Origin of the sequence: Pseudomonas sp. GW531-T4, assembly GCF_017349615.1 — a bacterium.
Classification (GTDB): domain Bacteria; phylum Pseudomonadota; class Gammaproteobacteria; order Pseudomonadales; family Pseudomonadaceae; genus Aquipseudomonas; species Aquipseudomonas chlororaphis_I.
In genome coordinates this window covers 1-25,807 of record NZ_JACMZT010000024.1, presented here as the reverse complement: position 1 = coordinate 25,807, position 25,807 = coordinate 1, and the positions used below count along the sequence as shown (strand labels likewise).

Here is a 25,807-nt window from a genome sequence, read left to right as displayed (position 1 = left end):
AGGAGCGAGCTTGCTCGCGAGACGGTGTCACTGACCCACCGCATTGCACGGGGCTCCGGCAGCCGGCCCCTACAGATCGGCGCAATTCTAGGCGGCGGGCTTTGCGGCGATAAGCTGGGATTCCTGTGAATCTTTATTACCGTTCGCGCGATAATCCCTTGGTGGAATAGCCAACAATCTGTTACTTCGTGTCACAATTTGCCATCTCCCGAGAGAGCACCCCATGGACACTTTGCAAAACATGCGCGCCTTCAGTTGTGTCGCCGAAGCCGGCAGCTTCACCGCCGCCGCCGTCCAGCTCGACACCACCACGGCCAACGTCTCGCGCGCGGTCTCCAATCTGGAGGCCCATCTGCAAACCCGCCTGCTCAACCGCACCACTCGCCGCATCGCGCTCACGGAGGCCGGCAAGCGCTACCTGCTGCGCTGCGAGCAGATCCTGGCCTATGTCGAAGAAGCCGAGGCCGAGGCCAGCGACGCCCACGCGCGCCCGTCCGGGCAGCTGAAAGTGCACACCATGACCGGCATCGGCCAGCACTATGTGATCGACGCCATCGCCCGGTACCGCAAGTCGCACCCGGACGTGACCTTCGACCTGACCCTGGCCAACCGCGTGCCGGACCTGCTGGACGAGGGCTACGACGTGTCCATCGTGCTGGCCAGCGAACTGCCGGACTCGGGTTTCGTCTCCCAGCGCCTGGGCATCACCTACAGCATCGTCTGCGCCTCGCCGGCCTACGTGAAAGCCAATGGCTGCCCGAGCAGCCCCAGCGACCTGTCGAACCATGCCTGCCTGCGCCTGGTGAGCCCGGTGATCGCCCTGGACAAATGGCTGTTCGACGGCCCCGAGGGCCAGGAAGGGGTCACGCTCAACGGCTCGCCGTTCCTGGTGAACTCCGCCGACGCGCTGAAAACCGCGATCACCAGCGGTATGGGCCTGGGCGTGCTGCCGGTGTACGCGGCCATCGAGGGCCTGCGCAACGGCACCCTGGTGCGGGTCATGCCCAAGTACCGCTCCCAGGAGCTGAACCTGTACGCCATCTACCCGTCGCGCCAGTACCTGGATGCCAAGATCAAGACCTGGGTCGAGTACCTGCGCAACACCCTGCCGGAGATTCTCGCCGCCCATCAGGCGGAGCTCGCGGCCTATGAACTGAGCGGCGGCCTCAGCGGCGTACGCCTGACCACTTGAGCCAAGCCCTTCGGGGCTTTGTCATGCTTCCCCCCTGTAGCCGCTGCCGCAGGCTGCGAAAGGTCCGCAAGACCTCCTGCGATCTCAAGAGCACGTCTCCTGCGGAGCCGATCGCAGCCTTTGGCAGCGGCTACAGTCGCAGAACCTTCTTGCCCTCACAGCCCTGTGCAGCCGCTACAAAAAGCCCGTGGGGAATGTTAGCTTGCTTGGCATTCTCCTCCGCCTGACGAGCTTTCCCGCGATGAAAAAGACCGTACTTGCCTTCAGCCGCATCACCCCGGACATGATCGAGCGCCTGCGCCAGGACTTCGAGGTGATAGTGCCCAACCCCAAGCTGGGCGATATCGGCGCGCAATTCAACGAAGCCCTGCCCCACGCCCACGGCCTGATCGGCGTCGGTCGCAAGCTGGGCCGTGCGCAACTGGAAAACGCCAGCCAGCTGGAAGTGGTCTCCAGTGTCTCGGTGGGCTACGACAACTATGACCTGGCCTACTTCAACGAACGCGGAATCATGCTCACCAACACCCCGGACGTGCTCACCGAAAGCACCGCCGACCTGGCCTTCGCCCTGCTGATGAGCAGCGCCCGGCGCGTCGCCGAACTGGACGCCTGGACCAAGGCCGGGCAATGGCAGGCCAGCGTCGGCGCACCGCTGTTCGGTTGCGATGTGCATGGCAAGACCCTGGGCATCGTCGGCATGGGCAATATCGGCGCGGCCATCGCCCGACGCGGTCGCCTGGGCTTCAACATGCCGGTGATCTACAGCGGCAACAGCCGCAAAACCGCGCTGGAACAGGAGCTGGGCGCGCAATTCCGTAGCCTCGAGCAGTTGCTGGCCGAAGCGGATTTCGTCTGCCTGGTGGTGCCGCTCAGCGAAAAGACCAAGCACCTGATCAGCCACCGCGAACTGGCGCTGATGAAGCCGAGCGCGATCCTGGTGAACATCTCCCGCGGTCCGGTAGTGGATGAACCAGCGCTGATCGAGGCCCTGCGCAACGGCACGATTCGCGGCGCCGGCCTGGATGTCTACGAGAAGGAACCGCTGGCCGAGTCGCCGCTGTTCCAGCTGAAAAACGCCGTGACCCTGCCGCATATCGGCTCGGCCACCCATGAAACCCGCGACGCCATGGCCAACCGCGCCCTGGCCAACCTGCGCAGCGCCCTGCTCGGCGAACGCCCGCAGGACCTGGTCAACCCGCAGGTGTGGAAAGGCTGAAACCCGCTGCTGTCCTCCGTAGGAGCGGCCGGTCGACGCTCGATTGCCCGCGATAGCGGTGTACCTGAGGCACCGCTATCGCGAGCAAGCTTCGCTCCTACAGAAGCTCTTCAAACCCTGCAGCAGCCGCGCTACCCATCAGGCGAGCCGGGGATCGCGGACGGCCAGCGGCTTGGGCTTGCGGAACACCAGCACGTTGCCCAGCATCACCAGGACCAGCCCGGCCAGCGCCGGGGCGGTCCATTGGTAACCTTCGGCGAAGGCCGAGACATTCAGCGCCACCACCGGGAACAGCACGGTGCAGTAGGCCGCCCGCTCCGGGCCCATGCGGCCGACCAGGGTCAGGTAGGCGGTGAAGCCGATCACCGAACCCGGGATCACCAGATACAGCAAGGAGCCGATGTAGCGCGCATTCCACTCCATATCGAAAGGGATGCCCTTGACCAGGCAATAAGCCGCCAGCATCGCCGCGCCATAGGCCATGCCCCAGGCGTTGGTGGTCAGCGGCTTGAGGCCGGCTTTCTGTTGCAGGCTGGACAACATGTTGCCCGCCGAGAAACACAAGGTGCCCAACAGCGCCAACCCCAGGCCGAGCAGGGTTTGCGGGCTGGCGCTATGGCCGGCCAGTTCCGGCCAGAACAGCAGGCCCAGCCCCAGCAGCCCCAGCGCCCCGCCCAGCAGTACGTTGCGGGCGATTTTCTGGGCGAAGAACACCCGGGCATTCAGGGCGTTCCACAGGGTCGCAGTGGAAAACACCACCGCCACCAGGCCGCTGGGAATCCACTGGCTGGCATGCAGGAAACACATGAAGTTGATACAGAACAGGCACAGCCCCTGGGCCAGGCATATCAGGTGCCCGCGGCGGTTCATCACCTGCAGCTTGCGGCTGAGCAGCAGCATGACGAACAGCACCAGGGCCGCCAGGGCGAAGCGATAGACGATGGACACCGGAATCACCACCACCCCCAGCTGCCACTTGAGGGCGATCCAGGTGGTGCCCCAGATCAGGACGGTGAGCAGATAAAGCGAGAGGTTCATGGCGCGGGACTCCTGTGCAGGGCAACCCAGTCTCAGGCCATGGGGCGCTCGGGCGCTTGCATAAACTTGCGCTTTTATCGGTTGCCGGGCTGGCAGCGCGCGGCCTACGGAGTAGGATGCGAAACATCTGACTTCGCTCCTGTAGCCGCTGCCGAAGGCTGCGATAGGCCGGGGTCGCGCTCGACCCGCAGGACCTTCTTGCGATCTCAAAAGCGCGTCTCCTGCGGAGCCGATCGCAGCCTGCGGCAGCGGCTACAACGTGCCACCCTTTATCGAATCAAAACCATGTCTACCCTGGAAACCCTGCAAGTCTTTCAAGCCCTGAACCGCTCGCCCAATGCTCGCCTGGAGCACAGCGCCGAGCTCGGTGACGGCTTGGCCGCGGCCTTGTGGAGCAACCATCACGACGCCCAGGACTACGAAGCGCCGAGCCATCACACCCTGTCGTGCTACATCGCCGGCGGCACCGGGACCTTTCGCCGCGGCCAGCCGGGGACCAAGGGCGGCCCGGACAAGCTGTGCATCCTGCCCGCCGAGCATCGTTCGGCCTGGGTGATCAACGGCGAGATCCGCCTGGCCCACCTGTATTTCAGCCCTGAGCAATTTGCCCTGGGCTGCGTGACCCTGCTGGACCGCGAACCCCGCGAGCTGCAATTGCAGGAAACCACCTTCCTCGACGACCCGCAGCAGGCCAAGCGCTTTCGGCAACTGATCCAGTTGAACTGGGACGAACCCGGCGAACGCCTGCTGACCAGCAGCCTGGCCCACGAGATGCTCAGCCACGCCCTGCTGACCCAGGTCGGCCAGCGCCAGGGCCTGCGCCTCAAGGGCGGGCTGGCGGCGCATCAGCGCCGGCAACTGGTGGAGTACATCGACAGCCAGCTGGCCGAACCGCTCAGCCTCGGGCAACTGGCCGCGCGCTGCGCCTTGTCGGAATACCACTTTGCGCGGATGTTCCGCGCGAGCTTCGGCCTGCCACCTCACCAATACCTGCTGGCGCGACGCCTGAAACACGCTCGCGACCTGCTGCGCAGCACCCGCCTGCCCCTGGGCGAAATCGCCCTGGCCTGCGGTTTCGCCAGCGCCAGCCACTTCACCAATCGCTTTCGCCAGGCCCTGGGCGGCACGCCCGGGGAATATCGCCAGGCGTTTCTTGGCTGAGCACAGCCGCCAGTTACAGCGCGTCGCCTTTATCGCGAGCAAGTCGGATCGCCGCCCGTTCGCTCCTACAGAAGCACCGCGCCCGCCCTCACACCGCACAACCCGTAGGAGCGAGGCTTGCCCGCGATGGCGATGTGTCAGGCAAACCCGATCCCCAGCCTTATTGCAACAACGCCTGCGCCACCCGATCCTCCAGGGCCTTGATGCGCGCGCCGTCGACCCGGTAGTTGTTCGACAGCATCACCAGCACCAGCCGGCGGCCATCGGCCGTGAGCAGATACCCGGACAGCGACGACACGCCCTGCATCGAGCCGGTCTTGGCATGCAGGTTATCCACAGCCCCTGTGCCTTGCAGGCGATAACGCAGGGTACCGCCAGTCATGCGCTGGGCATCGCCGGCCACCGGCAGCGCCGCGTACCAGGTGGCGAACCAGGGCTGCTTGCGCGCTACCAGCAACAGGTCGCTGAGGCTCTGGCTGGAAATCTGGTTGCGCCGCGACAGCCCCGAGCCATCCACCTGCACCAGCCCTTGCGGGCTCAGGCCCTGGCGCCGCAGGAAGCCCTCGATGGCCGCCACCCCGGCAGCCGCGGTGCCGGCATTGGCGGTCTTGCGGCCCATGGCCTTGAGCAGCACTTCCGACATGTTGTTGTTCGACAGCTTGAGCAGCGGCGTGATCAAGCCCGCCAGCGGCATCGACGAGTGGCTGGCCAGTACCCGGGCAGAGGACGCCGTGGGCTGGCCGAGGCGCACCTGGCCCTGCACCGTCACGCCCTGCTCGGCCAGCGCTTGCTGGAACACGTCCGCCACCAGGCGGGTCGGCTCCCACACGCTGACCCAATGGCGCCGCGACTGCCCCGGCGGCAAGGCGCCGCTGACCAGCAGCAGGTTGCTGCCATGCTCACGGCCGACCTGCAGGCTGTCCGTCGTTCCGACCCGGCCCTGATTGCGCAGGCTCATCAACCGGTTTTCCGGGCTGACGCGTACCGCCAGCGGCGCTCCCGGCATCGTCGGCGCCGTGACTGACACCAGCACGCTGCCGGCGTCGAAGTCGTCGTTGGGGGAAATATTGAGGGCGGAAATCTGCGCCGCGTAATACAGGCTTTCATCGTCGCTGGCCCAATCGACGCCGAGCCGCTGGTCATCGAAGGCGGTGTCGTCGAGCACCAGGTCACCTGCAATCTGACGAATGCCGGTGCGCGCCACTGCCGCCGCCAGCTCCCGATAATCCTTGGCCTGCATGCTCGGGTCGCCGGAACCGCGCAGGTAGAGATTGCCCAGCAGGCGCTCGCCCTGCTGCGCGCCGTCGCCCAGCACCTCGGTGGCGAAACGGTAGTCGGGGCCGAGGACGTCCAGCGCCGCGGCGGTGGTCAGCAGCTTGAGGCTCGAAGCCGGGATCAGGCGGCTATCGGGGTTGTGCTGATACAAGGCCGCGCCACTCTCGGCATCGCGCACCGTCAGCGATACCGTGGCGCCCTGCAGCGCCGGATCGGCCAGGACCTGATCCAGGCTGGCGGCGTAGCGGGCGCCGGGATGGCTGGCGCAAGCCGCCAGTGACAGGGCCAGGAACAACCCCAGCCCGCGAGTGTAGAAACGATGTGCTGAACCCATGAAAAACATATTTCCTTGATGACCTCGAACCCGCGCCGACAACCTTGCAGCCGCTGCGGCGGGCGCCCAGATAACGATTGGCGAGGGGTTCGTGTCAACGAACAATCGAGCCGGCCCCTCAGGCCCGGCGCTGCAAAACGCTCATTGCGCCAACGCGGCCAGCGGGCTGACCAGCAATCCCAGCCCCGCCGCCAGCAACGCCAGGCGCGGTTGATACGGCAGCAACAGCACCAGCGACAAGGCGCTGAGCATCAAGGCCGCGCACCATTGCACCAGGCCCAGGCCCCAGCCGGCCGCCGCGATCGCCGCCCACAACGAGCCGGCCAGCAGCAGCCAGCCGCCAATACGCAAGCCAGAGCGGCGACGGGCCGTGGGTTTGTAGCCCAGGAGTTCGGCGTGATGACGGTCCATCGACAGGCACAAGCCGGCAAAGCCTGGGTAACACAACAGCAGCGCCAGGAGCATTCAGTTCACCTCGGTTTCAAGGGCGGCCCGTCGCGAGCGGGCGGCAACGGCAGGCTGGGCGACAGGACGCGACATCTTCCAGGCCCCCCAAGCGAGGAACAGCCCCGCCGCCAGGCAGGTCAGGTCGAAGCCGGCGCGGACCCAGTCGCCATGCACCAGGAAACCATCCAGCACATCGGGCATCGTCAGCGCATCGAGCAGCGGCACGCTGGCCAGCAGCAGCGCCGCCAGGCCCAACTGCTCGACCCAGGCCTTGCGCCCGCGACGCAGCGCGGCATGCAGCAGGCTCAGGCCCCAGACGATAAAGAAGCTGTTCACTTCCCAGTCCGCCCGCCCGGCAAGGCTCACCGGCAACAGGCGATTGGCCCAGAAGAAGGCGGCGACGGCCAGCACCAGGCCGGACATGCTGGCGATGTTCAGCACTTCCACCAGGCGCAGTTCGAAGGGCGTCACTCCACTCTTGGCATGCTTGAGCTGGCGCTTGCCCAGCCAGATCACCAGCCCGGTGCCGATCATCGCGGTGGCGGCCAGGCCGCAGATAAAGTACAGCCAGCGCAACAGCGGCCCGGCGAAGAGGCCCATGTGCAGCCCGTAAAAACTGCCGTTGATGGCCAGGGCCGTCGACTGCGGCGGCGACACCTGCAACAGCTTGCCGCTGACCCCGTCGAACGTGACCACATTGCCAAAGTCGCGGACCACCTGGTCGCCACCGTGGCGCATGACATTCACCGAGGCATTGGCGTCCCCCGGATTGTTCACCGTGATCCGCCCCACGCGGCCGCCCGGCCACTGTTCGCGGGCCTGCTCCAGCAGCGGTTCGAGTTGCACCAGGTGTGCTGGCTTGCCAGCGGCCGGGGCGGTTTTGCTGGCGGGGAACACTTCGTTGAAATACGCCCGGGTGTCGTTGCCGTAGGTGGCCAGGATGCTCGCCGGCATGACCATCGACATGAAGATCACCAGGCTGCTGTAGGTGATCATCAGGTGGAACGGCAGCACCAGCACGCCCACCGCGTTGTGCCCGTCGAGCCAGGAGCGCTGGCCCTTGCGGGGGCGGAAGGTGAAGAAGTCCTTGAAGATTTTCTTGTGGGTGATGATGCCGCTGATCAAGGCGACGAACATCAGCATGGCCGCCGCGGTGGACAGCCAGCGGCCCCACGGATGAGGCATCTGTAACTGGAAATGGAAGCGGTAGAAGAACTCGCCGCCGCGGGTATCGCGGGCCTGCAGCTCGGCGCCGGTGGCCGGGTCCAGCAGTTTCTGGGTGAAGGCGCCGCGCTCGCCGGGCTTGCCCGGGAACTGCCACATCACCGACAACCCCGGCTCACGGGCATCGGGCAGGTTGATGAACCAGCGCGAGGCACCCTGGGCGTGCTGCTGCAGATAACTCTGGGCAAGGATCAGGCTGGTCTCGTTGCTGACCGAGCGCGACGGCACTTCGGGCTGCATCCAGTGGCTGATTTCGTCCTTGAAGTAGGCCAGGGTGCCGGTCAGGAAAATCGCCAGCAGCAGCCAGCCGAATACCAGCCCGGCCCAGGTGTGCAGCCAGGCCATGGACTGGCGAAATCCCTCCTTCATGAAAGATTCATCCCGTGCGCCCACGCAGAAATCGCCGCCAACCCCAGCGCCGGCAGCAACAAACCGAGCCAGGCCTGCCAGGCCGTGCGGCAGGCAAAGCACCAGAGCACCGCCACCAGATAGAACAGGAAGGAGGTCATCATGCCGCTGACCACCGCATCGGCGCGGGACACGGGGAGCAGCAGGGTCATGCAGACGCTGGACAACGCCGCCAGCAGGTAACCGCCGAATACCGCGGCCAGCACTCGCGACGTCACCGCCAGACGGTAGGAAGAGGGGATCGTGGCAACTTTGCTTTTCATGTTTCGACCTTGAAACCAGGACCGCCCGGCGCAGGGAATTCCCCTACCCGGACTCAAGTCGGCGCAATATTAATGATAAATATTCTCATGCGCAAAAATTCACTGACCCGCAGCGGGATCTTCCGCCGGTCCGGGTTGATTGCCGAATGCCATGCCAGGCCACTACAATGCGAACAATTCTTGTTCTCTTAAGCATTTTCATGCTGCCGGAGCGTTCGGCTTGGCTCACTCCTCTACCGTCGAAGTCCTCTATCACGCCCATCACAGCTGGCTGAACGGCTGGTTGCGGCGTCGGCTCGGCTGCCCCGACAGCGCCGCCGACCTGGCCCAGGACACCTTCATGCGGGTGCTCAGCACCCGGGAAACGCCGTCGATCGTCGAGCCCCGGGCGTTCCTCACCACCATCGCCAAGCGGGTGCTGTGCAACCATTACCGGCGCCAGGACCTGGAACGGGCCTACCTCGAGACGCTGGCACAGATGCCGGAACTGCTGGCGCCGTCCGAGGAAGACAAGGCGATCATCCTGCAGACCCTGCTGGAGCTGGACCAGTTGCTCGACGGTTTGCCGCGCCTGGTGAAACGCGCGTTCCTGCTGGCCCAGGTCGATGGCCTGAAACATGGCGAGATCGCCCGCGAGCTGGGGATCTCCATCGCCACGGTCAAGCGCCACCTGCACAAGGCAGCCCTGCGCTGCTACTTCGCCCTGTGAACACTGCCCTCCCCCGCCCGCCGGACATCGGCGCCCAGGTCGCCGAACAGGCCGTGCACTGGCTGCTCGAAATGCAGGCGGGCCCGCTCAGCCCACGCCAGCAACGGGCCTGGCAGCAATGGCACGACGCCCACAGCGAACATCAACGGGCCTGGGAACATATCCAGCGGGTCAATTCGCGGCTGCGCGGCCTGTCTTCGCCCCTGGCCCATGCCGCGCTCGCTGCGCCGAAGTCCTCCAGCCGGCGCCAGGCGCTGAAACTGCTGCTGATCCTCGGCGCCGGTTCCGCCGCGGCCTGGGGCTTGCGCGAACACAATCCGCTGACCCCGCTGATGGCCGACTACCGCAGCCCGGTGGGCCAGCGGCGCAAACTGCAATTGAGCGATGGCAGCCAGTTGCAGCTCAATACCGACAGCGCGGTGGACGTAAGTTTCGACGGCCAGCAACGGCTGATCCGGCTGTTGGCCGGGGAGATCCTGCTGACCGCCGCGGCCGACCGCCGGCCGCTGTTGATACAGAGCGCCCAGGGTGTTTTACGCCCGCAAGGCGCACGGCTGAACCTGCGCCAGTTCAGCCAGCGCACCCAGCTGGCGGTGTTCGAAGGCAACGTCAGCCTCAGCCCGTCGGATTATTCGGGAGCGCCGTTAGTGGTAAGCAAGGAACAGCAATTGAGCTTCACCCGCAGCGCCTGGGACAACCCGCGGCCGCTGGACGCCGGCAGCGGCGCCTGGAGCGAAGGCATGCTGGTGGCCGCCCAGATGCGCCTGGCGGACTTCCTCGACGAGTTGGGGCGCTACCGTCGCGGCCAGCTCAACTGCGATCCACGGGTCGCCGACCTGCTGATCTCCGGCAGTTATCCACTGGACGACAGCGAACGGATCCTCGACCTGCTGGAAATCAGCCTTCCGGTGAAGGTCCGTCGCTTCACCCGCTACTGGGTCACGGTCGAAGCCCGCGCGTGACCTGTAGCCGCTGCCGCAGGCTGCGATCGGCCCCGAAGGGGACGTGCTCTTGAGGCCCTCGAAGGCCCTTCGGGCCTTATCGCAGCCTGCGGCAGCGGCTACAGGCGTCGATTCAATGTTTTTCCCGGTGTGCCGTTTTTTTCATTTTGTGTGAGCCGTTTTCCAGCACTCGCGTGACAGAGAAGGAAAGCCCCCTTGACTGCAACCTTCTCAGGATCGATGTCCATGCCCCAGCAACCCACTCGCCTCACGCCCCTTGCCCGCACCCTGCGCCAGTTGCTGCTGGGCGCCAGCCTGAGCTTGGCCGCCCTGCCGCCGGCCATGGCCGCCGATGGCCTGTCGCGCGATTACCACATCGCCGCCTCATCGCTGGAAAACGCCCTGAACCAGTTCGGCCGTGAGGCCGGGGTGCTGATCTCCTTCGGTTCCCAGGTCGCCAGCGGCGTGCAGAGCCAGGGCCTGGAAGGCAGCTACACCACCGAAGAAGGTCTGAATGCCTTGCTCAAGGGTACCGGCCTGCAAGCCCGCGCCGAAGGCGGCAATGCCTTCAGCCTGCAACCGGTGAGCGCCGAGGGCGCACCGGCGGCCCTGGAGCTGGGCACGTCCAGCGTGGTCGGCGACTGGCTGGGCGATGCGGAGCAGACCAACGTCTTCGAACACCCGGGGGCCCGTGACGTGATCCGCCGCGAAGCATTCGAACGCCAGGGCGCCACCCAGGCCCGCGACGTGCTCAACCGCATCCCCGGGGTCAACGCACCGGAAAACAACGGCACCGGCAGCCACGACATGGCGCTGAACTTCGGCATTCGCGGGCTCAACCCACGCCTGGCCTCGCGCTCCACGGTACTGATGGACGGCATTCCGGTACCCTTCGCGCCCTATGGCCAGCCGCAGCTGTCCTTCGCCCCGGTCAGCATGGGCAACATGGACGCGGTGGACGTGGTGCGTGGCGGCGGCGCCGTGCGTTACGGGCCGCAGAACGTCGGCGGCATCGTCAACTTCGTGACCCGCGCCATCCCCGATGCGCCCACGGTCAAGGGCGGCTTCCAGACCGAGACCAGCCCGTCCTCCAGCCACGACGGTTTCAAGACCACCGGCAACCTGCTGGCCGGCGGCACCGCCGACAACGGCCTGGGCGGCGCCCTGCTGTACTCCGGCACCCGTGGCGGCGACTGGCGCGAACACAGCGGCACACAGATCGACGACCTGATCCTCAAGGGCCATTACCAGCTCGACGACGCCAACAGCTTCAATGCCATGGCCCAGTACTACGAGGGCGAGGCCGATATGCCCGGTGGCCTCAACGTTGCCGACTACAAGGCCGATCCGTATCAGTCGACCCGCCCGTACGACAAGTTCTGGGGTCGTCGCACACTGATCAACTTCGGTTACCGCTACCAGGAAGATCGCCGCGAATTCACCGTCAACAGCTTCTTCACCAAGACCCTGCGCAGCGGCTACCTGGACCAGGGCAGCTTCCTGTCGCTGTCGCCGCGCGAATACTGGGTGCGCGGCATCGAAACCCGCTTCGCCCAGGGCTTCGACCTCGGGCCGACCAGCCATGAGCTGGGCATCGGCTACCGCTACATCAACGAGGCCGGGCACGAGTTGCGCTACCGCACGCCGATCAGCGCCAACCAGCAACTGCCCAGCACCAGCAGCCGCAACGACCGCGATACCCGCGGCGGCACCGAGGCCAATGCGTTCTTCATCGACGACCGCATCGACATCGGCAAGTGGACGCTCACCCCGGGCATCCGCTACGAGATGATCGAGTCCCAGCAGACCAACAACCTGACCAACGTCAAATACAAGGGCGACTACAACACCGCGCTGCCGGCGCTGAACGTGATGTACCACCTGACCGACAGCTGGAACCTCTACGCCAACACCGAAGGTTCGTTCGGCAGCGTGCAGTACAGCCAGATGCCCAACCGCGTGAGCAGCGGCGAAGTGAAACCGGAGAAGGCCCGCACCTGGGAACTGGGCACCCGCTATGACGACGGCAGCCTGCGGGCGGAGATCGGCGCATTCCTGATCAACTTCGACAACCAGTACGACAGCAACCAGACCAACGACTCGGTGATCGCCCGTGGCGAAACCCGCCACCAGGGCATCGAGACCAGCGTCAATTACGCACTGGACGGCCTGAGTCCGGCGCTGGCCGGTTTCGATCTGTACGCCACCTACGCCTACGTCGACGCCACCATTCGTGAAGACGGGCCGAACAAGGGCAACCGCGTGCCGTTCTCGTCCAAGCACAAAGGCACCCTCGGCATCGGTTACACCGAAGGCCCGTGGAAACTGAACTTCGACAGCAGCTACCAGAGCAGCCAGTTCGCCGACAACGCCAACACCTCCACCGAAAGCGCCGACGGCAGCACCGGACGGATTCCCGGCTACATGCTGTTCAGCAGCCGCGCCGCCTACGACTTCGGCCCGCAACTGTCGGACCTCAACGTGGCGGTCGGGGTGAAGAACATCTTCAACCACCAGTACTTCACCCGCTCGTTCGACGACAACAACAAAGGCAAATACGTGGGCGAACCACGGACCCTGTACGTACAGACCTCCGTGGCGTTCTGATCCAACGTGCTCCTGCAGAACAGCACGTCCCCGTACTTCTGTAGGAGCGGCCGGTCGACGCTCGATTGCTCGCGATGGCGCCCGGCCTGACACACCGCGGCATCTGCATCGCGAGCAAGTCGGATCGCCGCCCGCTCGCTCCTACAGAAACGCGGCGCACAAAAAAGGGCCTGCATGTGCAGGCCCTTTTGGCTAGGTGCTTCTTGGTTGGGTACTTGCGCCGTCAGCTATTGAGCGCGGCCTGTTCGTTTTCCAGGAATTCCTCTTCAAGCAAGGCGTCGGCCTGACCGGCGCGGGCGCTTGGCGCTGCCGCGGCGCGCTTGTTGCGCAACCGGCCGAACAGGTGTTCCAGGGAGTTCTCCAGCTTGGTGGCCGCTCCTTCGATGGCCAGTTCCAGGGATTCGGCTTTGTGGGTCACGGAAATCGGTTGATGGCCTTTTGGCCGCGCCTCCAGTTGGCAGCGCAAATCGTGGGGACCGGGCTTGTCGCCGTTCTCGTCCCGCAGATGAACCTCGACTCGGGTCAGGTCCTCCTCGTAGCGTTCGAGCGTGCTCTCAATGGTAGTACGTACCCACTCCTCCAGTCGGATGCTGCTTTGAATATGGTTATCGCTATTGACCTGGATTTGCATAGTTCTTCCCTTATTTCAGCTAGCTCGCGAGAGGAACCGCGTGCCCCTGAGGGCGTACTTTTTGCGGCCTCTTGGTTACAGAGTTGGGCAGAGCGCAGAACAATTCAACCCCTTAAAAAAGATAAATATCTATTGGCAAATAAAGCCGGACAAAGCGCAAAAGCGCTGTTAATGTCGGGAGTTGGGTCGCCTCACTCCCCTGTCCTTTCTGCTTACCCGTGTCCCCCTCCCAGCGGGTGCAAACCGCGAAATATCTCCGCCTCTTCCACCAGCCAGTCGTGCACCGCGCGCACGCCCGGATGGCTCAGCGCGCCCGGCGCATACAGCAGCACATAACGCTTGTGATTGGGCACCGCGAGGCCAAACGGCACGATCAGGGTGCCGCGCTCCAGTTCATCGTTGAGCAGGGTGCGCCGGGCAATCGCCACCCCCATCCCGGCAGTCGCCGCCTCGATGGTCAGGTGGTTGCGGTTGAAGGTGTGCCCGCGCCGCACATCCGCGCCCTCGAAGCCGATGGCATTGAGATAGAACTCCCACTCCGCGTACTCGTAGCTGCCGCGCCAGGCAGTGATGTCGTGCAGCAACGGGAAATGCACCAGGTCTGCCGGACCGTGCAGCGGCGGCCGCCCGCGCAACAGGCCCGGGGCACAGACCGGGAAGATCTGCTCATCCAGCAGGGCTGTGGATAACAGTCCCGGATAGCTGCCGTCATTGAGGTCGATGGCCAGGTCGAAATCACCTTCATGCAAGGCCACGCTGCTGTCCTCGGCCACCAGCCGTAGCTGAATGTCCGGAAAACGCTGCTGCAACCGGGGCAAACGCGGGGTCAGCCATTTGCCGAGAAACGACGGGATCGAGCGCAGGCGCAAGGTGCCGCTGATCATCCCGGCATCCAGCCGGCGCAGTTCGGCGTCGATGCTGCCGTAGGCCTCGTTCACCGTGATCGCCAGCCGCTGCCCCTCGGCGCTCAGTTCCACTCCGCGGGCGCGGCGGTGAAACAGGCGAAAACCGAGCCGCTCTTCCAGCAGGCGGATCTGCTGGCTGACCGCCCCCGGGGTGATGTGCAGTTCTTCCGCGCAACGGGTGAACGACAAGTGCCGCGCGGCACAGGAAAACACATGCAGCCAGACATAGGTCTGGGCATGAAATTGACGACTCATCGTTTAGTCCTGCTAAAGGCTGTCTTAGGAAAATTCGTTGGTCAGTCTTGACCGAGCTAGGCAGTATCGCCGACCTAACGCTCGGCCTACAAAAAATGGCAGCGATTTCTCCTCCATTGCTTGTAAGGCTTTAGCATGGCTATCAGTGTTTTCGATCTCTTCAAAGTCGGCATCGGCCCGTCCAGTTCCCACACCGTCGGCCCGATGCGCGCCGCCGCGACCTTCGCCCAGGGGCTGTTCGAGCAAGGGTTGCAGGCGCAGGTGCAGCGGGTGGAAATCCGCCTGTACGGCTCGCTGTCCGCCACCGGCGTCGGCCATGCCACCGACCGCGCCTGCGTCATGGGCCTGATGGGCGAATGGCCCGACAGCATCGACCCACGCAGCATCGGCCCACGCATCCAGCAACTGCGCGAAAGCGGCGAGCTGAGCCTCGGCGGCCGCTCGACCATCGCCTTCGACTGGCACCGCGACCTGCTGCTGCTCGACGAAAGCCTGCCCTACCACCCCAATGCCATGTCGCTGTCGGCCTTCGGTGCGGACGGCCTGCTGTGGCGGCAGACCTACTACTCGGTGGGTGGCGGTTTTATCGTCGAGGAAGCCGAAGTGGCCGAAGGCGCTCCGGCGGCCAACAGCGTCGAGCTGCCCTACGACTTCAACAGCGCGGTGGAACTCCTGGCCCTGTGCCAACGGCACCAATTGCGGGTCTCGGAACTGATGATGGCCAACGAACGGGCCTGGCGCAGCGACGCCGAAATCCGCAGCGGCCTGCTGCACATCTGGGCGGTGATGCGCGAATGCGTCGAGCAGGGCCTGCGCCACGAAGGCACCCTGCCCGGCGGCCTGGATGTGCCGCGCCGCGCGGCCAAGCTGCATCGCAACCTGCTGGAAATCGGCAAGCCCAACGTCATCAGCTCGACCCTGTCGGCCATGGAGTGGGTCAACCTGTTCGCCCTGGCGGTGAACGAGGAAAACGCCGCCGGCGGGCGCATGGTCACCGCACCGACCAACGGCGCGGCGGGGATCATCCCGGCGGTGCTGCATTACTACATGAAGTTCAACCCCGAAGCGTCGGACGACGACGTGATCGACTTCTTCCTCGGCGCCGCCGCGGTGGGCATCCTCTGCAAGAAAAACGCCTCGATCTCCGGCGCCGAAGTCGGCTGCCAGGGCGAGGTGGGCTCGGCCTGCGCGATGGCTGCGGCTGGCCTGGCCGAGGTGCTCGGGGCCACGCCGGAGCAACTGGAAAACGCCGCGGAAATCGGCCTGGAACATAACCTCGGCCTGACCTGCGACCCGGTCGGCGGCCTGGTGCAGGTGCCTTGCATCGAGCGCAACGCGATCGCCGCGGTGAAGGCGATCAACGCCACCCAGATGGCCCTGCGCGGCGACGGCAAACACTTCATTTCCCTGGACCGGGTGATCCGCACCATGCGCGATACCGGCGCCGACATGCACGACAAATACAAAGAAACTTCACGGGGCGGCCTGGCCGTGAGCTGGGTGGAGTGCTGAGGAGCATTCCCTGACCGTCCGCCCCACGTGAGCCCGAGCAAAAATAATAACGAGGCGATACCGATGACCGATGTACGAACACCCGCTGCCGAAAACCCTGCCGTAGAGACTGCCCGCGACACCACGACCACCAGCCAGGGCTGGAGCAAACACGACACCACCTGGATGCTCGGCCTGTACGGCACCGCCATCGGCGCCGGCACCCTGTTCCTGCCGATCAACGCCGGGGTCGGCGGCTTCTGGCCGCTGATCGTGCTGGCGCTGCTGGCCTTCCCGATGACCTTCTTCGCCCACCGCGGGCTGACCCGCTTCGTCCTGTCCGGCCGCTCCGGCGACATCACCGAAGTGGTGGAAGAACACTTCGGCATCGGCGCCGGCAAGCTGATCACCCTGCTCTACTTCTTCGCCATCTTCCCGATCCTGCTGGTGTACAGCGTGGCGCTGACCAACACCCTGGGCAGCTTCATGGAACACCAACTGCACATGACGCCACCGCCGCGGGCGATCCTGTCCCTGGTGCTGATCCTCGGCCTGATGGCCATCGTGCGCTGTGGCCAGGGCGTGATCGTGCGGGCCATGAGCGTGCTGGTCTATCCCTTTGTCGCCGCGCTGTTGCTGCTGGCCCTCAGCCTGATCCCGAACTGGAACGGCGCCTTCTTCGCCTCGGCCAATGACGGCATGTCCATGCCGCTGTTCCTCAAGACCCTGTGGCTGGCGATCCCGGTGATGGTGTTCTCGTTCAACCATTCGCCGATCATCTCCGCCTTCGCCGTCGACCAGAAGCGCCACTACGGCGCCCAGGCCGAACGCAAGAGCCGCGGCATCCTCGCCGTGGCCCACGGCATGATGGTGCTGACGGTGATGTTCTTCTGCTTCAGCTGCGTGCTGGCCCTGTCGCCGGCCGACCTGGCCGCGGCCAAGGCGCAGAACATCTCGATCCTGTCGTACCTGGCCAACCACTTCCAGACCCCGGTGATCGCCTATGCCGCGCCGCTGATCGCACTGGTGGCTATCACCAAGTCCTTCCTCGGCCACTACATCGGCGCCAGCGAAGGTTTCCAGGGGCTGATCGTGAAAAGCCTGCGCAGCCGTGGCCGGAGCCTGTCGTCGCGCTGGCTGGAGCGTTGCACCGCGCTGTTCATGGTCCTGACCTGCTGGGCCGTGGCCACCTTCAATCCGAGCATCCTCGGCATGATCGAAACCCTGGGCGGGCCGGTGATCGCCTGCCTGCTGTTCCTGATGCCGATGTACGCGATCCGGCGGGTGCCATCGCTGCGCCAGTATTCGGGCCAGCTGTCGAATCTGTTCGTGGTGCTGATCGGCCTGATCGCACTGTCAGCGATCATTTATTCGTTCATGCCCTGAAACGGGTAGCCAAAGAAAAACGGACCTTTTGGTCCGTTTTTTTTCGCCCCCGGATTTATTGGCCGGCGGTTTTCCCGGCATGCCCTTTGCTTTGCAAGAGCGGAGGAATACGGACGTTAACCAACCTCAGCGAACGGCCTGCCAGTGGTCTGGAGATGCGAACTAATCCCGACCACAGCCGGTCAATGACTGCACGATACAATCAGGCGGTGACGCACATGGATAACCCCTTTCAGCTGATTACCGATGCTTTCGCCCCGGAATACCGGGTCAACCTGAGCATCCAGGGCCTGGACGGCAGCATCATGCTGACCCTGTCCAAGGCCGGCCGGGTCGTGGCCAAGCGCATGATCAGCGCCGAGCAGCGCAACGATCCGCAGCGGCTCAAGCGCCTGGTGCAAAGCATTCAGTTCGGCATCGCCATCGAGCAGGGCCACAGCGCCATGGCCATCCTCGAAGCCATGACCAACAGCGACAGCTTCAAGCTGCCGCTGCCGGCCGCCAAGGGCCGGCCCGCTAACCGGCCGCCCCTGACCGTAGCGATTTAAAGCTCGCCCTTCTCGACTTCCGGATGCTCGCTGGAACCCGCGCCGACCTTGCGTTGCGGGTGTTCGATCTTCACCGACGGGAACTGCGACGAGGCATAGCGCACCACCAGGATGGAGAAGGCCAGCAGCAGGATGCCGCCACACAGGTAGATGATCCCCAGGTCCGGCGGGTTGTGGTGCGACACGTTGGAGATCAGCAGGCGGGTCAGCGCGGTGATCGCCACGTAGATCAGGAAGCGCACCGGCATGTGGTTGGTCTTGAAGTAGATGCCGACCATGGCGCCCAGTTCGAGGTAGATGAACAGCAGGAGAATGTCATCGATCTTGATATGACCTTCTTCGAGCATCCCGAGAAATTCCATCACCGCCGCCCAGGCCGTCACCGCGCCGATGGCGAACAGCGCCAGGTAGTGAAAGGTCTCGACGAACAGGTTGCCCAGGGACTCGGCCAGCTGGTGGACGTTCTGCCGCAGTTTCTCGGCCCAATTGATTTTCACGATGGTTTTTCCTTAGGTCGACTCGACCGGATGATGCGGGTTGGACGTGACGGTTGTTCTGCATGCAGAAAAAAGGCCAGCGTCTGGGGGTGAGATGGTGGCTGATGCAGACAAGGCACGTTCAGGCCGGCGGCAATCTGTAGGAGCGAGCTTGCTCGCGATAGCGTCTGTTCAGACAAGGTGGTGAATGGCCGCTGCGCGGATCGCGAGCAAGCTCGCTCCTACAGGGGAGGGCTGACAAACCCTGAAACCCGGCTAGATTAAAAAGCCACTATTCAAAGCAGCAGGATTCGCTTATTCTGCGCGCTGTATATAAATACAGTAGTAGCAAAGACCCATTATCGTGAAGGCATGTGAGGTGGTGAATGGCCGTCGAAGTGGTATACCGCAGCAGCCGAGATCTGGAGCGCTTGTTCATGGATAAAGCCGAAGCTGACCGTCATGACAAAATGCTCGAACTGGCTGAATTGCTGGCGCAAGTGTTGCAAAAAGCTGTGCCGTCCCTGAGCGAGCAGCAGGTGGAAGAAGCCGGGATCTACATGGCGAAGAACCGCGATGTGTTCGCCAAGGCCTTCAAGAGCCAGCCGGACGCTCTGTCCGAACTGCTCAGCGCGCCGGTTGCGGCGGCCGAGCCAGAGGCTCAGGTGGCAGCCCCCGAAGCCGCGGAACCCGCAGCACCGGCCAAGCCCGCCAAGGCGAGCAAAGCCGCCAAGTAAGCAGGCTCGAATTGAACAGGCCCTGAGTCTTTGGCTCAGGGCCTTTTTCATGCCTGTGGAAAACTAAAGCTCGGGTTGCTCCAGCGCTTCGACCAGCGCCTTGAAAAACCGCGCCGCCTCGCCGCCGGTCACCACCCGATGATCGAAAGTCAGGGACAGCGGCAGCAGCGGATGCACCACCACCGCGCCGTTCACGGCCACCGGCTCGTCGCGGATCACCCCGGCGGCGAGGATTGCCACTTGCGGCGGCACCACCACCGGGTTGGCATAACGGCCGAACAGGGTACCGAAGTTGGACAGGGTCAGGGTCGCGCCCATCATCTCCTGGGGTGGAATCGAACGCGCCTGCACATCGGCGCGCAAGCGCGTCACTCCAGCCTTGAGGTCGTCCGCGTCGCGCTGGCCGACATTGCGCAGCACCGGCACGAACAGGCCATCGGGGGTGTCCACGGCAATGCCCAGGTCGAGGTGCTGGTGCTGCTTGATCGACAGGGTCTTGCCATCGAACGCGCTGTTGAGCACCGGTTCCACCGCACAGGCCGCCGCCAGCGCCTTGGCCAGGCGGATCAGCGGATCGCGGGCCTGGCCCCAGCGGTGCAGGTCGGCATCGCCGTAAATCGTCACCGGCACCACCTCGGCATGGGAGCGGGCCATGTTCAGTGCCATGCTCCGGCGTACCCCGCGCAGCCGGTCGCCGCCGAACCGCTCGCGTTCCTGCTGCGCGGCGTTTTCCACATCGCAGCGGGTGACCAGCCCGTCCTTGGCCGAACCGCTCAAGGCATTCACGTCCACGCCCAGTTGCCGGGCCAGTTGGCGCACCGCTGGCGTGGCGCGGGCCGCCATGTGTTCACGGGTCGAAGGCGCGGCGCCGACAAAAAACCGGTCTTCCTGGCTGGCCCCGCCACCTTCGAGGCGCCCGACCACGGTGCCGGCATCCGCCTCGCCTTCGTAGCCGAGCAAGGGTTCGCCGACATGCAGGATGTCGCCCGGCGCGCCGTAGGTTTTCGCCACCACCCCGTCATAGGGCGCGGGAATGTCCACCAGGGCCTTGGCGGTTTCCACCGACACCAGCAACTGATCGGCCTTGACCCTATCGCCGGCCCTGACGTGCCACTCGACGATTTCCGCTTCCTGCAGGCCTTCGCCCAGATCGGGCAGTTTGAAATATTTCATCGCAGCCTCCTCAGGCGAAGTTCAGAGTGCTGTCGCAGGCGTGAAGAATGTCTTCGACGCCGGGGATGTACAGCGACTCCAGGCGATACAGCGGCGGTGGAATGTCCGGCGCGGTGACCCGCAGGATCGGCGCCTGCAATTCCAGCAACGCCCGCTCGTAGAGGCTGGCGGCGATTTCCGCGCCGACGCCGCAGGTGCGTGGCGCCTCGTGCACGATCACGCAGCGCCCGGTCTTGCGCACCGAGGCTTCCAGGGTGTCGAGGTCCAGCGGCTTGATGCTGGCGACATCGATCACCTCCGCCGACACGCCTTGCTCGGCCAGCGCGTTGGCGGCCTGCAAGGTCTCGACAATGCTCGCGCCCCAGCTGACCAGGGTGATGTCGCTGCCTTCGCGCAGGGTGAAACAACTGTCCAGCGGCAGCCGTTTGCCGTCGTCCACCAGCGGTTGCGGGTTCATGCGGTAGAGCCGGGTCGGCTCGAGGAACAGCACCGGATCGGGATCGTCGATGGCCGCCAGCAGCAGCCCGTAGGCCCGCGCCGGCGAGGACGGCACCAGCACCCGCAGCCCCGGGATATGGGCGAACAGCGCCTCGGTGCTTTCGCTGTGGTGCTCCGGTGCGCGAATGCCCGCGCCCATGGGCGTGCGCAGCACCATCGGGCAGGTGATGCGCCCGCGGGTGCGGTTGCGCATGCGGCTGGCGTGGGACACCAGGTGCTCCATGGTCGCGTAGATAAAACCCATGAACTGGATTTCCACCACCGGCTTCAGGCCCTGGGCGGCCATGCCGATCACCAGACCGCCGAGCATGGTTTCCGCCAGTGGCGAGTCGATCACCCGCTTGAAGCCGAAACTGTCGCGCAGCCCCAGGGTGGCGCGGAACACCCCGCCGTTCACTCCCACGTCCTCACCCAGGACAATCACGTTCTCGTCCTCGGCCATGGCCCGGTGCAACGCCAGGTTCACTGCTTCCAGCAGGCTGAATGTGCCATTACTCATGGTCCGCACCTCCCGCCCGCCGCGCCAGCCGTTCGAGGAACATCTCGCGCTGCTCGGCCAGGGCCGCCGGCCACTGCGCGTAGACGTAGTCCAGTACCGATTCGGGGGCTTGGGTGCCCGCCGCCTCGAAGTTATCCACAGCGCGCTGCACCAGCGCCTGGCATTCCACCATCAGCGCCTGCTCGCGGTTTCCCTCCCAGACGCCCTGCCCGACCATGAAGCGTTGCAGGCGTTTGATCGGTTCTTCCAGCCAGGCCTGCTTGACCTCATCCGCGGCCCGATAGCGCGTGGCATCGTCGGCGGTGGTGTGGTCGCCCAGGCGATAGCTCAGGCATTCCAGCAGCACCGGTCCCTTGCCGTGCCGGGCACGCTCCAGGGCCACCTGCACCCGGTCGTACACCGCGAGCATGTCGTTGCCATCGACCTGTTCGCCGTGAAAGCCGGCACCGATGGCCTTCTGCGCCAGGGTCGGCGCGCCGCACTGGATACGCCGTGGCACCGAGATTGCCCACTGGTTGTTGTTGACCACGAACACCACCGGCAACTGCCAGGTGCCCGCCACGTTGAGGGCTTCGAGGAAGTCGCCCTTGCTGGTGGCGCCATCGCCACAGGTGGTCACCACCACCCGGTGCTCGCCACGGATCTTGAATGCGCTGGCCACGCCACAGGCATGCAGGGCCTGGGTGGCGATCGGCACGCAGATCGGGAAATCCTCGGCCACCGCCGGGTCGACGAAATCGCTGCCGCGCTCGTCGCCGCCCCAGTACAGCAGGATCTCCTCCATGCGCACCCCGCGCATCAATTGCACGGCAGTGTCGCGGTAATAGGGCACCAGCACGTCTTCGGGCCGCATCAGGCTGCCGATGGCCACGCCAATGGCTTCCTGGCCGAGGGTCGGCGCGTAGGTGCCGATACGTCCGGTGCGTTGCAGGGCCACGGCTTTCTGGTCGAACAGGCGGGTCAGGACCATCTGCCGGTAGAGCCGGGTCAGCAGATTGAAGTCGTCGGCCCAGGCCGGCAGGTCGCCGAGCAACTGGCCGTCGGGGGACAAATAGCGGGTATAGGGAAGTGCAACCTTGTGAGGCATCACATGGCTCCTGGCACGCCGGGTCAGCGTGCAGTTGTTGCGCCTCGCGCTTGTGGCGCGGGGCCTACAGGGCGAAATGCCGGGTAAGGCCTTCGCCCCTAGCGGTACAGCACGCGCTCCGCCAAATCGTCGGCCACCCGCGCCGGGGAGCGCTTTTCAGCCTGGGCATGGGCGAAGACTTCGGTGAGCCGCTGGCTGATCTTCGACAGGTGGGCGGTGATGGTCGCCAGGTCTTCACCGCGATGCTTGAGCGAAACGTAGATCAGCCCGCCGGCGTTGATCACGTAATCCGGCGCGTAGAGGATGCCGCGGTTTTCCAGCTGGTCGGCGACCTGCAGGTTGGTCAGCTGGTTGTTGGCCGAACCGGCCACCGCCGAGCAGCGCAGTTGCGCCACGCTGTGGCTGTTGAGCACGCCGCCCAGCCCGCAGGGCGCGAGGATGTCGCACGGGGTGCTGAGCAAGGCTTCGTTGGCGATCGGATGGGCGCCCAGTTGCTCCATGGCCAGTTGCACCTTGCCGGAATCGATATCGCTGACCAGCAACTCGGCACCCGCGGCATGCAGCTGTTCGGCGAGGGCGAAGCCGACATTGCCCAGGCCCTGGATCGCCACCCGCAAACCTTCGAGGTTGTCGCTGCCGAGACGGGCCATCGCAGTGGCACGGATGCCGGCGAACACGCCCATGGCGGCATGCGGTGCCGGGTCGCCGGAAGCGGTGGTGCTGGTGACGTGCTGGGTGGTTTGGGCGATGCAGTCCATGTCGGCGACCGAGGTGCCGCTGTCGATGGCGGTGATGTAGCGGCCATCGAGTTGCTCGACGCAGCGACCGAAGGCTTCGAACAGCGCGGCACGGCTTTCGACGTGTGGCGGACGGATGATGACGGCCTTGCCGCCACCGTGGGGCAAGCCGGCCAGGGCGGCCTTGTAGCTCATGCCCTGGGCCAGGCGCACGGCATCGACCACGGCACTTTCGTCGTCGGGGTAGGCCAGGTAACGACAACCTCCCAAGGCAGGCCCCAGGCGGCTGCTATGAATGGCAATCACCGCCTTCAACCCGGTGGCCGGGTCAACGCTCAGGTGCAGCGATTCAAGGCGAGTGCTTTGCATGAGAGCGAACATCGTCGGGCTCCCGAATCACTTCTTGTAGTCGCCAGTATAGGCTTGTGCATGAAAATTGCTGGAGCGCGCGGGAATAAGCCGGACACCTTTTCAGGCTTTAGGAAATAACCTGCTACGGCATGTGTGCGGCACTGGACGAACGCCCGCGACGGGGCTAAAACGAGGCATTCGCCGGAGATTTCGATGAACCCGCGTCAAGCTTTTTTCGCCTGCCTGCAACAGTCCCCGCCCGCCCTTTTCGAGGCGGCGCTGTGGATTGCCGCCGAGCACGACAAAGAGGTGTCGCCCGAACAGTTGCTGCAGGATTTCAAGGAGCTGCAACAGCGGGTCAGCTCCGGCTTGCCGCTGCTGCCGGTCAGCGAACTGGGCCAGCCGCTGCTGCGGCGCATGAACGACCTGGGCTTCCAGCAGGACGAGTTCCTGCCGCTGCGGCCACAGGCGGCGCTGCTGGACAAGGTGCTGCACACCCGGCGCGGGCAACCGCTGGCGCTGGGGCTGATCGCCCTGGAGCTGGCGCGGCGCCTGGAAATCCCCATGGTCGGGGTCAATTTCCCCGGGCACTTTCTATTGCGCGTGCCCGGCGCCGATCACCTGCTCGATCCCTGCGGCGGGCGCCGCCTGTACCCCAACGACTGCCGTGAACTGCTGGAGCGCCAGTACGGGCCGAACATCAAGCTGGCCGCCGAGCACCTGGCCACCGCCAGCCCGCAGCAGATGCTCCAGCGCCTGTCGCGCAACCTGCGCCAGTTGCACCTGAGCCACGACGACCATCTCAATGCGCTGATCGATGCCGAGCGGGTCCTGGAACTGGGCAATGGCAGCGCCTCCGACTACCTGGCCCGCGCCAGCCTCTACCAGCACCTGGACTGCCCCAACGCCGAACGCTTCGACCTGGAGCACGCCCTGCTGCTCAGCGAAGACCCGATCCAGCGCCTGCGCCTGACCGAACGCCTGGGCCATCTGCCGCCCAACAGCATCGTCCACTGATGGGTCGCTCTGCCTCCCATGCCACAATGCCCGGCAACGACTCTCCGTTTGCTTCAAGGATGAACAGCATGAACAGCGCCGAACGCTTTCTTCAGGACTTTCACCAGCGTCGCCCCGGCACCACACCGCCGGCCTTTTCCGGACTGAGCCTGCCAGGGCGCGGTTCATCCTACGAGATGCTGGCAGCCACGCTCGCCACCGCTCAGCCTCGCGCGCGGGTGCTGGACCTGGGCTGCGGCGACGGTTTCCTCCTGGATCTGCTGGCCAGGGAATATCCCGAAGCGCGGTTGATCGGCGTGGACATGAGCGCAACCGAACTGCAGGCGGCACACACCCGCCTCGCGAACCGCAGCGTGCTGCTCAATGAGCGGGCCCAGTGCCTGTCGATGGCCAGCGGCAGCGTCGATGCCGTGGTCTCGCACCTGGCCCTGATGCTGATGAGCGATATCGAACAGGTGCTGGAGGAAATCCATCGGGTCCTGGCCAAGGGCGGGCAACTCTCGGCCATCGTCGGCCGGGCCTTTCTGTTGGGCGAGCCGGGCCAGCACTACGTGCAGGCCTTCCGCGCCGCCGCCCGGCGCGACCAGCTCCGTCCCCTGCCCCTGGTGGATCCCCGTACTCAGTCACAGAGTGGATGGCGGGCGCTGTTGGACCACCACTTCAGCTCACTGCAATTCGAGGAACTGGACCTTGAGTGGACGCCCACCTTCGAGGAGCTCTGGGACTCGTTGGGAGAAACCTACGACCTGGATCGCCTGACACCCGCCAATCGCGCCTTGATGAAGAGCGAACTGCGCACGGCCACACAACCCTTGCTCCGGGCGGACGGCACGCTGCTGACCGGCTGGGGGCTGCTGCTGATCCAGGCCAGGGCGGCATGACAGCCCCGTCCGGGCTCTGCCAGGATGCTCGGCTCACACCAGGGAATGGGCACAGCATGCTGATCAGAAAAGCTCATGGCGACGACGCGCAACGCGTCTTCGTCATTCGCAACCAAGCCATCAACCACCAGTGCAGCGGCCATTACCCCGCCGCGGACCTGCAGGTCTGGACCGCCGGCAGCCTGGGGGACTACTTCGTCGAAGTCCTGGAGAAGACCGGGCACGTAGCCGTCATCGACGACCAGGTCACCGCCAGCGGCATGCTCGACCTCGAGTCGGGGCAGGTCGATGCGGTGTTTGTCGATCCGGCGTACATGGGC

Annotated in this window: 23 protein-coding genes and 2 pseudogenes; 13 read left to right on the top strand and 12 right to left on the bottom strand. The window is 65.1% G+C overall.

Features of this window, described 5'->3' with window-relative positions; translation table 11 throughout:
• Positions 1–223: 223 nt before the first annotated feature.
• Positions 224–1,192, top strand: a complete 969-nt coding sequence (locus J4D28_RS19220) for a LysR family transcriptional regulator (RefSeq protein ID WP_009047065.1) — start codon at positions 224–226, stop codon at positions 1,190–1,192.
• Positions 1,193–1,433: 241 nt separating this feature from the next.
• Entirely contained in the window at positions 1,434–2,408 is a 975-nt protein-coding gene (locus J4D28_RS19215; RefSeq protein WP_016703290.1) for a D-glycerate dehydrogenase, read from the top strand.
• Positions 2,409–2,546: 138 nt separating this feature from the next.
• Here the strand turns inward: J4D28_RS19215 and J4D28_RS19210 are convergent, their stop codons facing one another.
• Positions 2,547–3,446, bottom strand: a complete 900-nt coding sequence (locus J4D28_RS19210) for a DMT family transporter (RefSeq protein ID WP_103330537.1) — start codon at positions 3,444–3,446, stop codon at positions 2,547–2,549.
• 285 nt (positions 3,447–3,731) lie between these two features.
• Between J4D28_RS19210 and J4D28_RS19205 the strand changes: the two genes are divergently transcribed.
• Positions 3,732–4,607, top strand: a complete 876-nt coding sequence (locus J4D28_RS19205) for a helix-turn-helix domain-containing protein (RefSeq protein WP_103330540.1) — start codon at positions 3,732–3,734, stop codon at positions 4,605–4,607.
• A gap of 160 nt (positions 4,608–4,767) precedes the next feature.
• Here the strand turns inward: J4D28_RS19205 and dacB are convergent, their stop codons facing one another.
• From dacB to J4D28_RS19185, 4 genes are all read right to left on the bottom strand, one after another.
• Positions 4,768–6,216 carry a D-alanyl-D-alanine carboxypeptidase/D-alanyl-D-alanine-endopeptidase gene (gene dacB / locus J4D28_RS19200; protein WP_103330637.1) on the bottom strand — a complete coding sequence of 483 codons (1,449 nt, stop codon included), beginning with the start codon at positions 6,214–6,216 and terminating at the stop codon, positions 4,768–4,770.
• 141 nt (positions 6,217–6,357) lie between these two features.
• Positions 6,358–6,681 (bottom strand): DUF3325 domain-containing protein, encoded by a 324-nt coding sequence (locus tag J4D28_RS19195; RefSeq protein WP_009047060.1) that lies wholly within the window; start codon positions 6,679–6,681, stop codon positions 6,358–6,360.
• Entirely contained in the window at positions 6,682–8,256 is a 1,575-nt protein-coding gene (locus J4D28_RS19190; RefSeq protein WP_038630634.1) for a PepSY domain-containing protein, read from the bottom strand.
• Complete coding sequence (locus J4D28_RS19185; protein ID WP_009047058.1) at positions 8,253–8,558, bottom strand: DUF3649 domain-containing protein; 306 nt, start codon at positions 8,556–8,558, stop codon at positions 8,253–8,255. The genes J4D28_RS19190 and J4D28_RS19185 overlap by 4 nt, the downstream gene beginning before the upstream one ends.
• Before the next feature lie 220 nt (positions 8,559–8,778).
• Here J4D28_RS19185 and J4D28_RS19180 point away from each other — a divergent pair, with 220 nt between their 5' ends.
• The 3 genes from J4D28_RS19180 (at position 8,779) to fecA (ending at position 12,815) form a co-directional block, all read left to right on the top strand.
• Complete coding sequence (locus J4D28_RS19180; protein ID WP_016703295.1) at positions 8,779–9,267, top strand: sigma-70 family RNA polymerase sigma factor; 489 nt, start codon at positions 8,779–8,781, stop codon at positions 9,265–9,267.
• Positions 9,264–10,229, top strand: coding sequence for a FecR domain-containing protein (locus J4D28_RS19175; RefSeq protein WP_101281837.1), 966 nt, complete (start codon positions 9,264–9,266; stop codon positions 10,227–10,229). The genes J4D28_RS19180 and J4D28_RS19175 overlap by 4 nt, the downstream gene beginning before the upstream one ends.
• A 225-nt stretch (positions 10,230–10,454) precedes the next feature.
• The gene (gene fecA / locus J4D28_RS19170; RefSeq protein ID WP_038630631.1) at positions 10,455–12,815 is read left to right on the top strand and encodes a TonB-dependent Fe(3+) dicitrate receptor FecA; all 2,361 of its coding nucleotides are present in this window, start codon (positions 10,455–10,457) and stop codon (positions 12,813–12,815) included.
• Between the two features lie 223 nt (positions 12,816–13,038).
• On the opposite strand, the gene J4D28_RS19165 is transcribed toward fecA, so the two are convergent.
• Together J4D28_RS19165 and J4D28_RS19160 are read right to left on the bottom strand one after the other, a co-directional pair.
• The gene (locus J4D28_RS19165) at positions 13,039–13,446 is read right to left on the bottom strand and encodes an HPF/RaiA family ribosome-associated protein (RefSeq protein ID WP_009047054.1); all 408 of its coding nucleotides are present in this window, start codon (positions 13,444–13,446) and stop codon (positions 13,039–13,041) included.
• A 212-nt stretch (positions 13,447–13,658) separates the two neighbouring features.
• Positions 13,659–14,606 carry a LysR substrate-binding domain-containing protein gene (locus J4D28_RS19160; protein WP_007932401.1) on the bottom strand — a complete coding sequence of 316 codons (948 nt, stop codon included), beginning with the start codon at positions 14,604–14,606 and terminating at the stop codon, positions 13,659–13,661.
• Positions 14,607–14,741: 135 nt separating this feature from the next.
• Between J4D28_RS19160 and J4D28_RS19155 the strand changes: the two genes are divergently transcribed.
• From J4D28_RS19155 to J4D28_RS19145, 3 genes are all read left to right on the top strand, one after another.
• Positions 14,742–16,118, top strand: coding sequence for an L-serine ammonia-lyase (locus J4D28_RS19155; protein WP_009047053.1), 1,377 nt, complete (start codon positions 14,742–14,744; stop codon positions 16,116–16,118).
• Between the two features lie 63 nt (positions 16,119–16,181).
• Positions 16,182–17,483 (top strand): serine/threonine transporter, encoded by a 1,302-nt coding sequence (locus J4D28_RS19150; protein WP_028681685.1) that lies wholly within the window; start codon positions 16,182–16,184, stop codon positions 17,481–17,483.
• A gap of 218 nt (positions 17,484–17,701) precedes the next feature.
• Positions 17,702–18,031 carry a DUF3509 domain-containing protein gene (locus J4D28_RS19145; protein ID WP_009047051.1) on the top strand — a complete coding sequence of 110 codons (330 nt, stop codon included), beginning with the start codon at positions 17,702–17,704 and terminating at the stop codon, positions 18,029–18,031.
• On the opposite strand, the gene J4D28_RS19140 is transcribed toward J4D28_RS19145, so the two are convergent.
• The gene (locus tag J4D28_RS19140) at positions 18,028–18,528 is read right to left on the bottom strand and encodes a phosphate-starvation-inducible protein PsiE (RefSeq protein ID WP_009042237.1); all 501 of its coding nucleotides are present in this window, start codon (positions 18,526–18,528) and stop codon (positions 18,028–18,030) included. The genes J4D28_RS19145 and J4D28_RS19140 overlap by 4 nt on opposite strands.
• 365 nt (positions 18,529–18,893) lie before the next feature.
• Between J4D28_RS19140 and J4D28_RS19135 the strand changes: the two are divergent.
• Positions 18,894–19,151 (top strand): annotated as a pseudogene (locus J4D28_RS19135) (YebG family protein); the annotation flags it as partial.
• A 156-nt stretch (positions 19,152–19,307) separates the two neighbouring features.
• Here the strand turns inward: J4D28_RS19135 and J4D28_RS19130 are convergent.
• The 4 genes from J4D28_RS19130 to J4D28_RS19115 all read right to left on the bottom strand — a co-directional run bounded on the left by J4D28_RS19130 (position 19,308) and on the right by J4D28_RS19115 (position 23,619).
• Positions 19,308–20,417 carry a dihydrolipoamide acetyltransferase family protein gene (locus J4D28_RS19130; RefSeq protein WP_103330542.1) on the bottom strand — a complete coding sequence of 370 codons (1,110 nt, stop codon included), beginning with the start codon at positions 20,415–20,417 and terminating at the stop codon, positions 19,308–19,310.
• A 10-nt stretch (positions 20,418–20,427) separates the two neighbouring features.
• Entirely contained in the window at positions 20,428–21,414 is a 987-nt protein-coding gene (locus J4D28_RS19125) for an alpha-ketoacid dehydrogenase subunit beta (protein ID WP_009047048.1), read from the bottom strand.
• The gene (pdhA, locus tag J4D28_RS19120) at positions 21,407–22,501 is read right to left on the bottom strand and encodes a pyruvate dehydrogenase (acetyl-transferring) E1 component subunit alpha (RefSeq protein ID WP_103330544.1); all 1,095 of its coding nucleotides are present in this window, start codon (positions 22,499–22,501) and stop codon (positions 21,407–21,409) included. The genes J4D28_RS19125 and pdhA overlap by 8 nt, the downstream gene beginning before the upstream one ends.
• A gap of 98 nt (positions 22,502–22,599) precedes the next feature.
• Positions 22,600–23,619, bottom strand: coding sequence for a Glu/Leu/Phe/Val dehydrogenase dimerization domain-containing protein (locus tag J4D28_RS19115; RefSeq protein ID WP_007932382.1), 1,020 nt, complete (start codon positions 23,617–23,619; stop codon positions 22,600–22,602).
• Between the two features lie 183 nt (positions 23,620–23,802).
• On the opposite strand from J4D28_RS19115, the gene J4D28_RS19110 reads away from it, so the two are divergent.
• The 3 genes and pseudogenes from J4D28_RS19110 to J4D28_RS19100 form a co-directional block, all read left to right on the top strand.
• Positions 23,803–24,606, top strand: coding sequence for a SirB1 family protein (locus tag J4D28_RS19110; RefSeq protein ID WP_023969645.1), 804 nt, complete (start codon positions 23,803–23,805; stop codon positions 24,604–24,606).
• Between the two features lie 68 nt (positions 24,607–24,674).
• A complete protein-coding gene (locus J4D28_RS19105; RefSeq protein ID WP_177477854.1) occupies positions 24,675–25,487 on the top strand; it encodes a class I SAM-dependent methyltransferase in 813 nt (270 codons plus the stop codon).
• 56 nt (positions 25,488–25,543) lie between these two features.
• A pseudogene (locus J4D28_RS19100) lies at positions 25,544–25,807 on the top strand (GNAT family N-acetyltransferase); the annotation flags it as partial.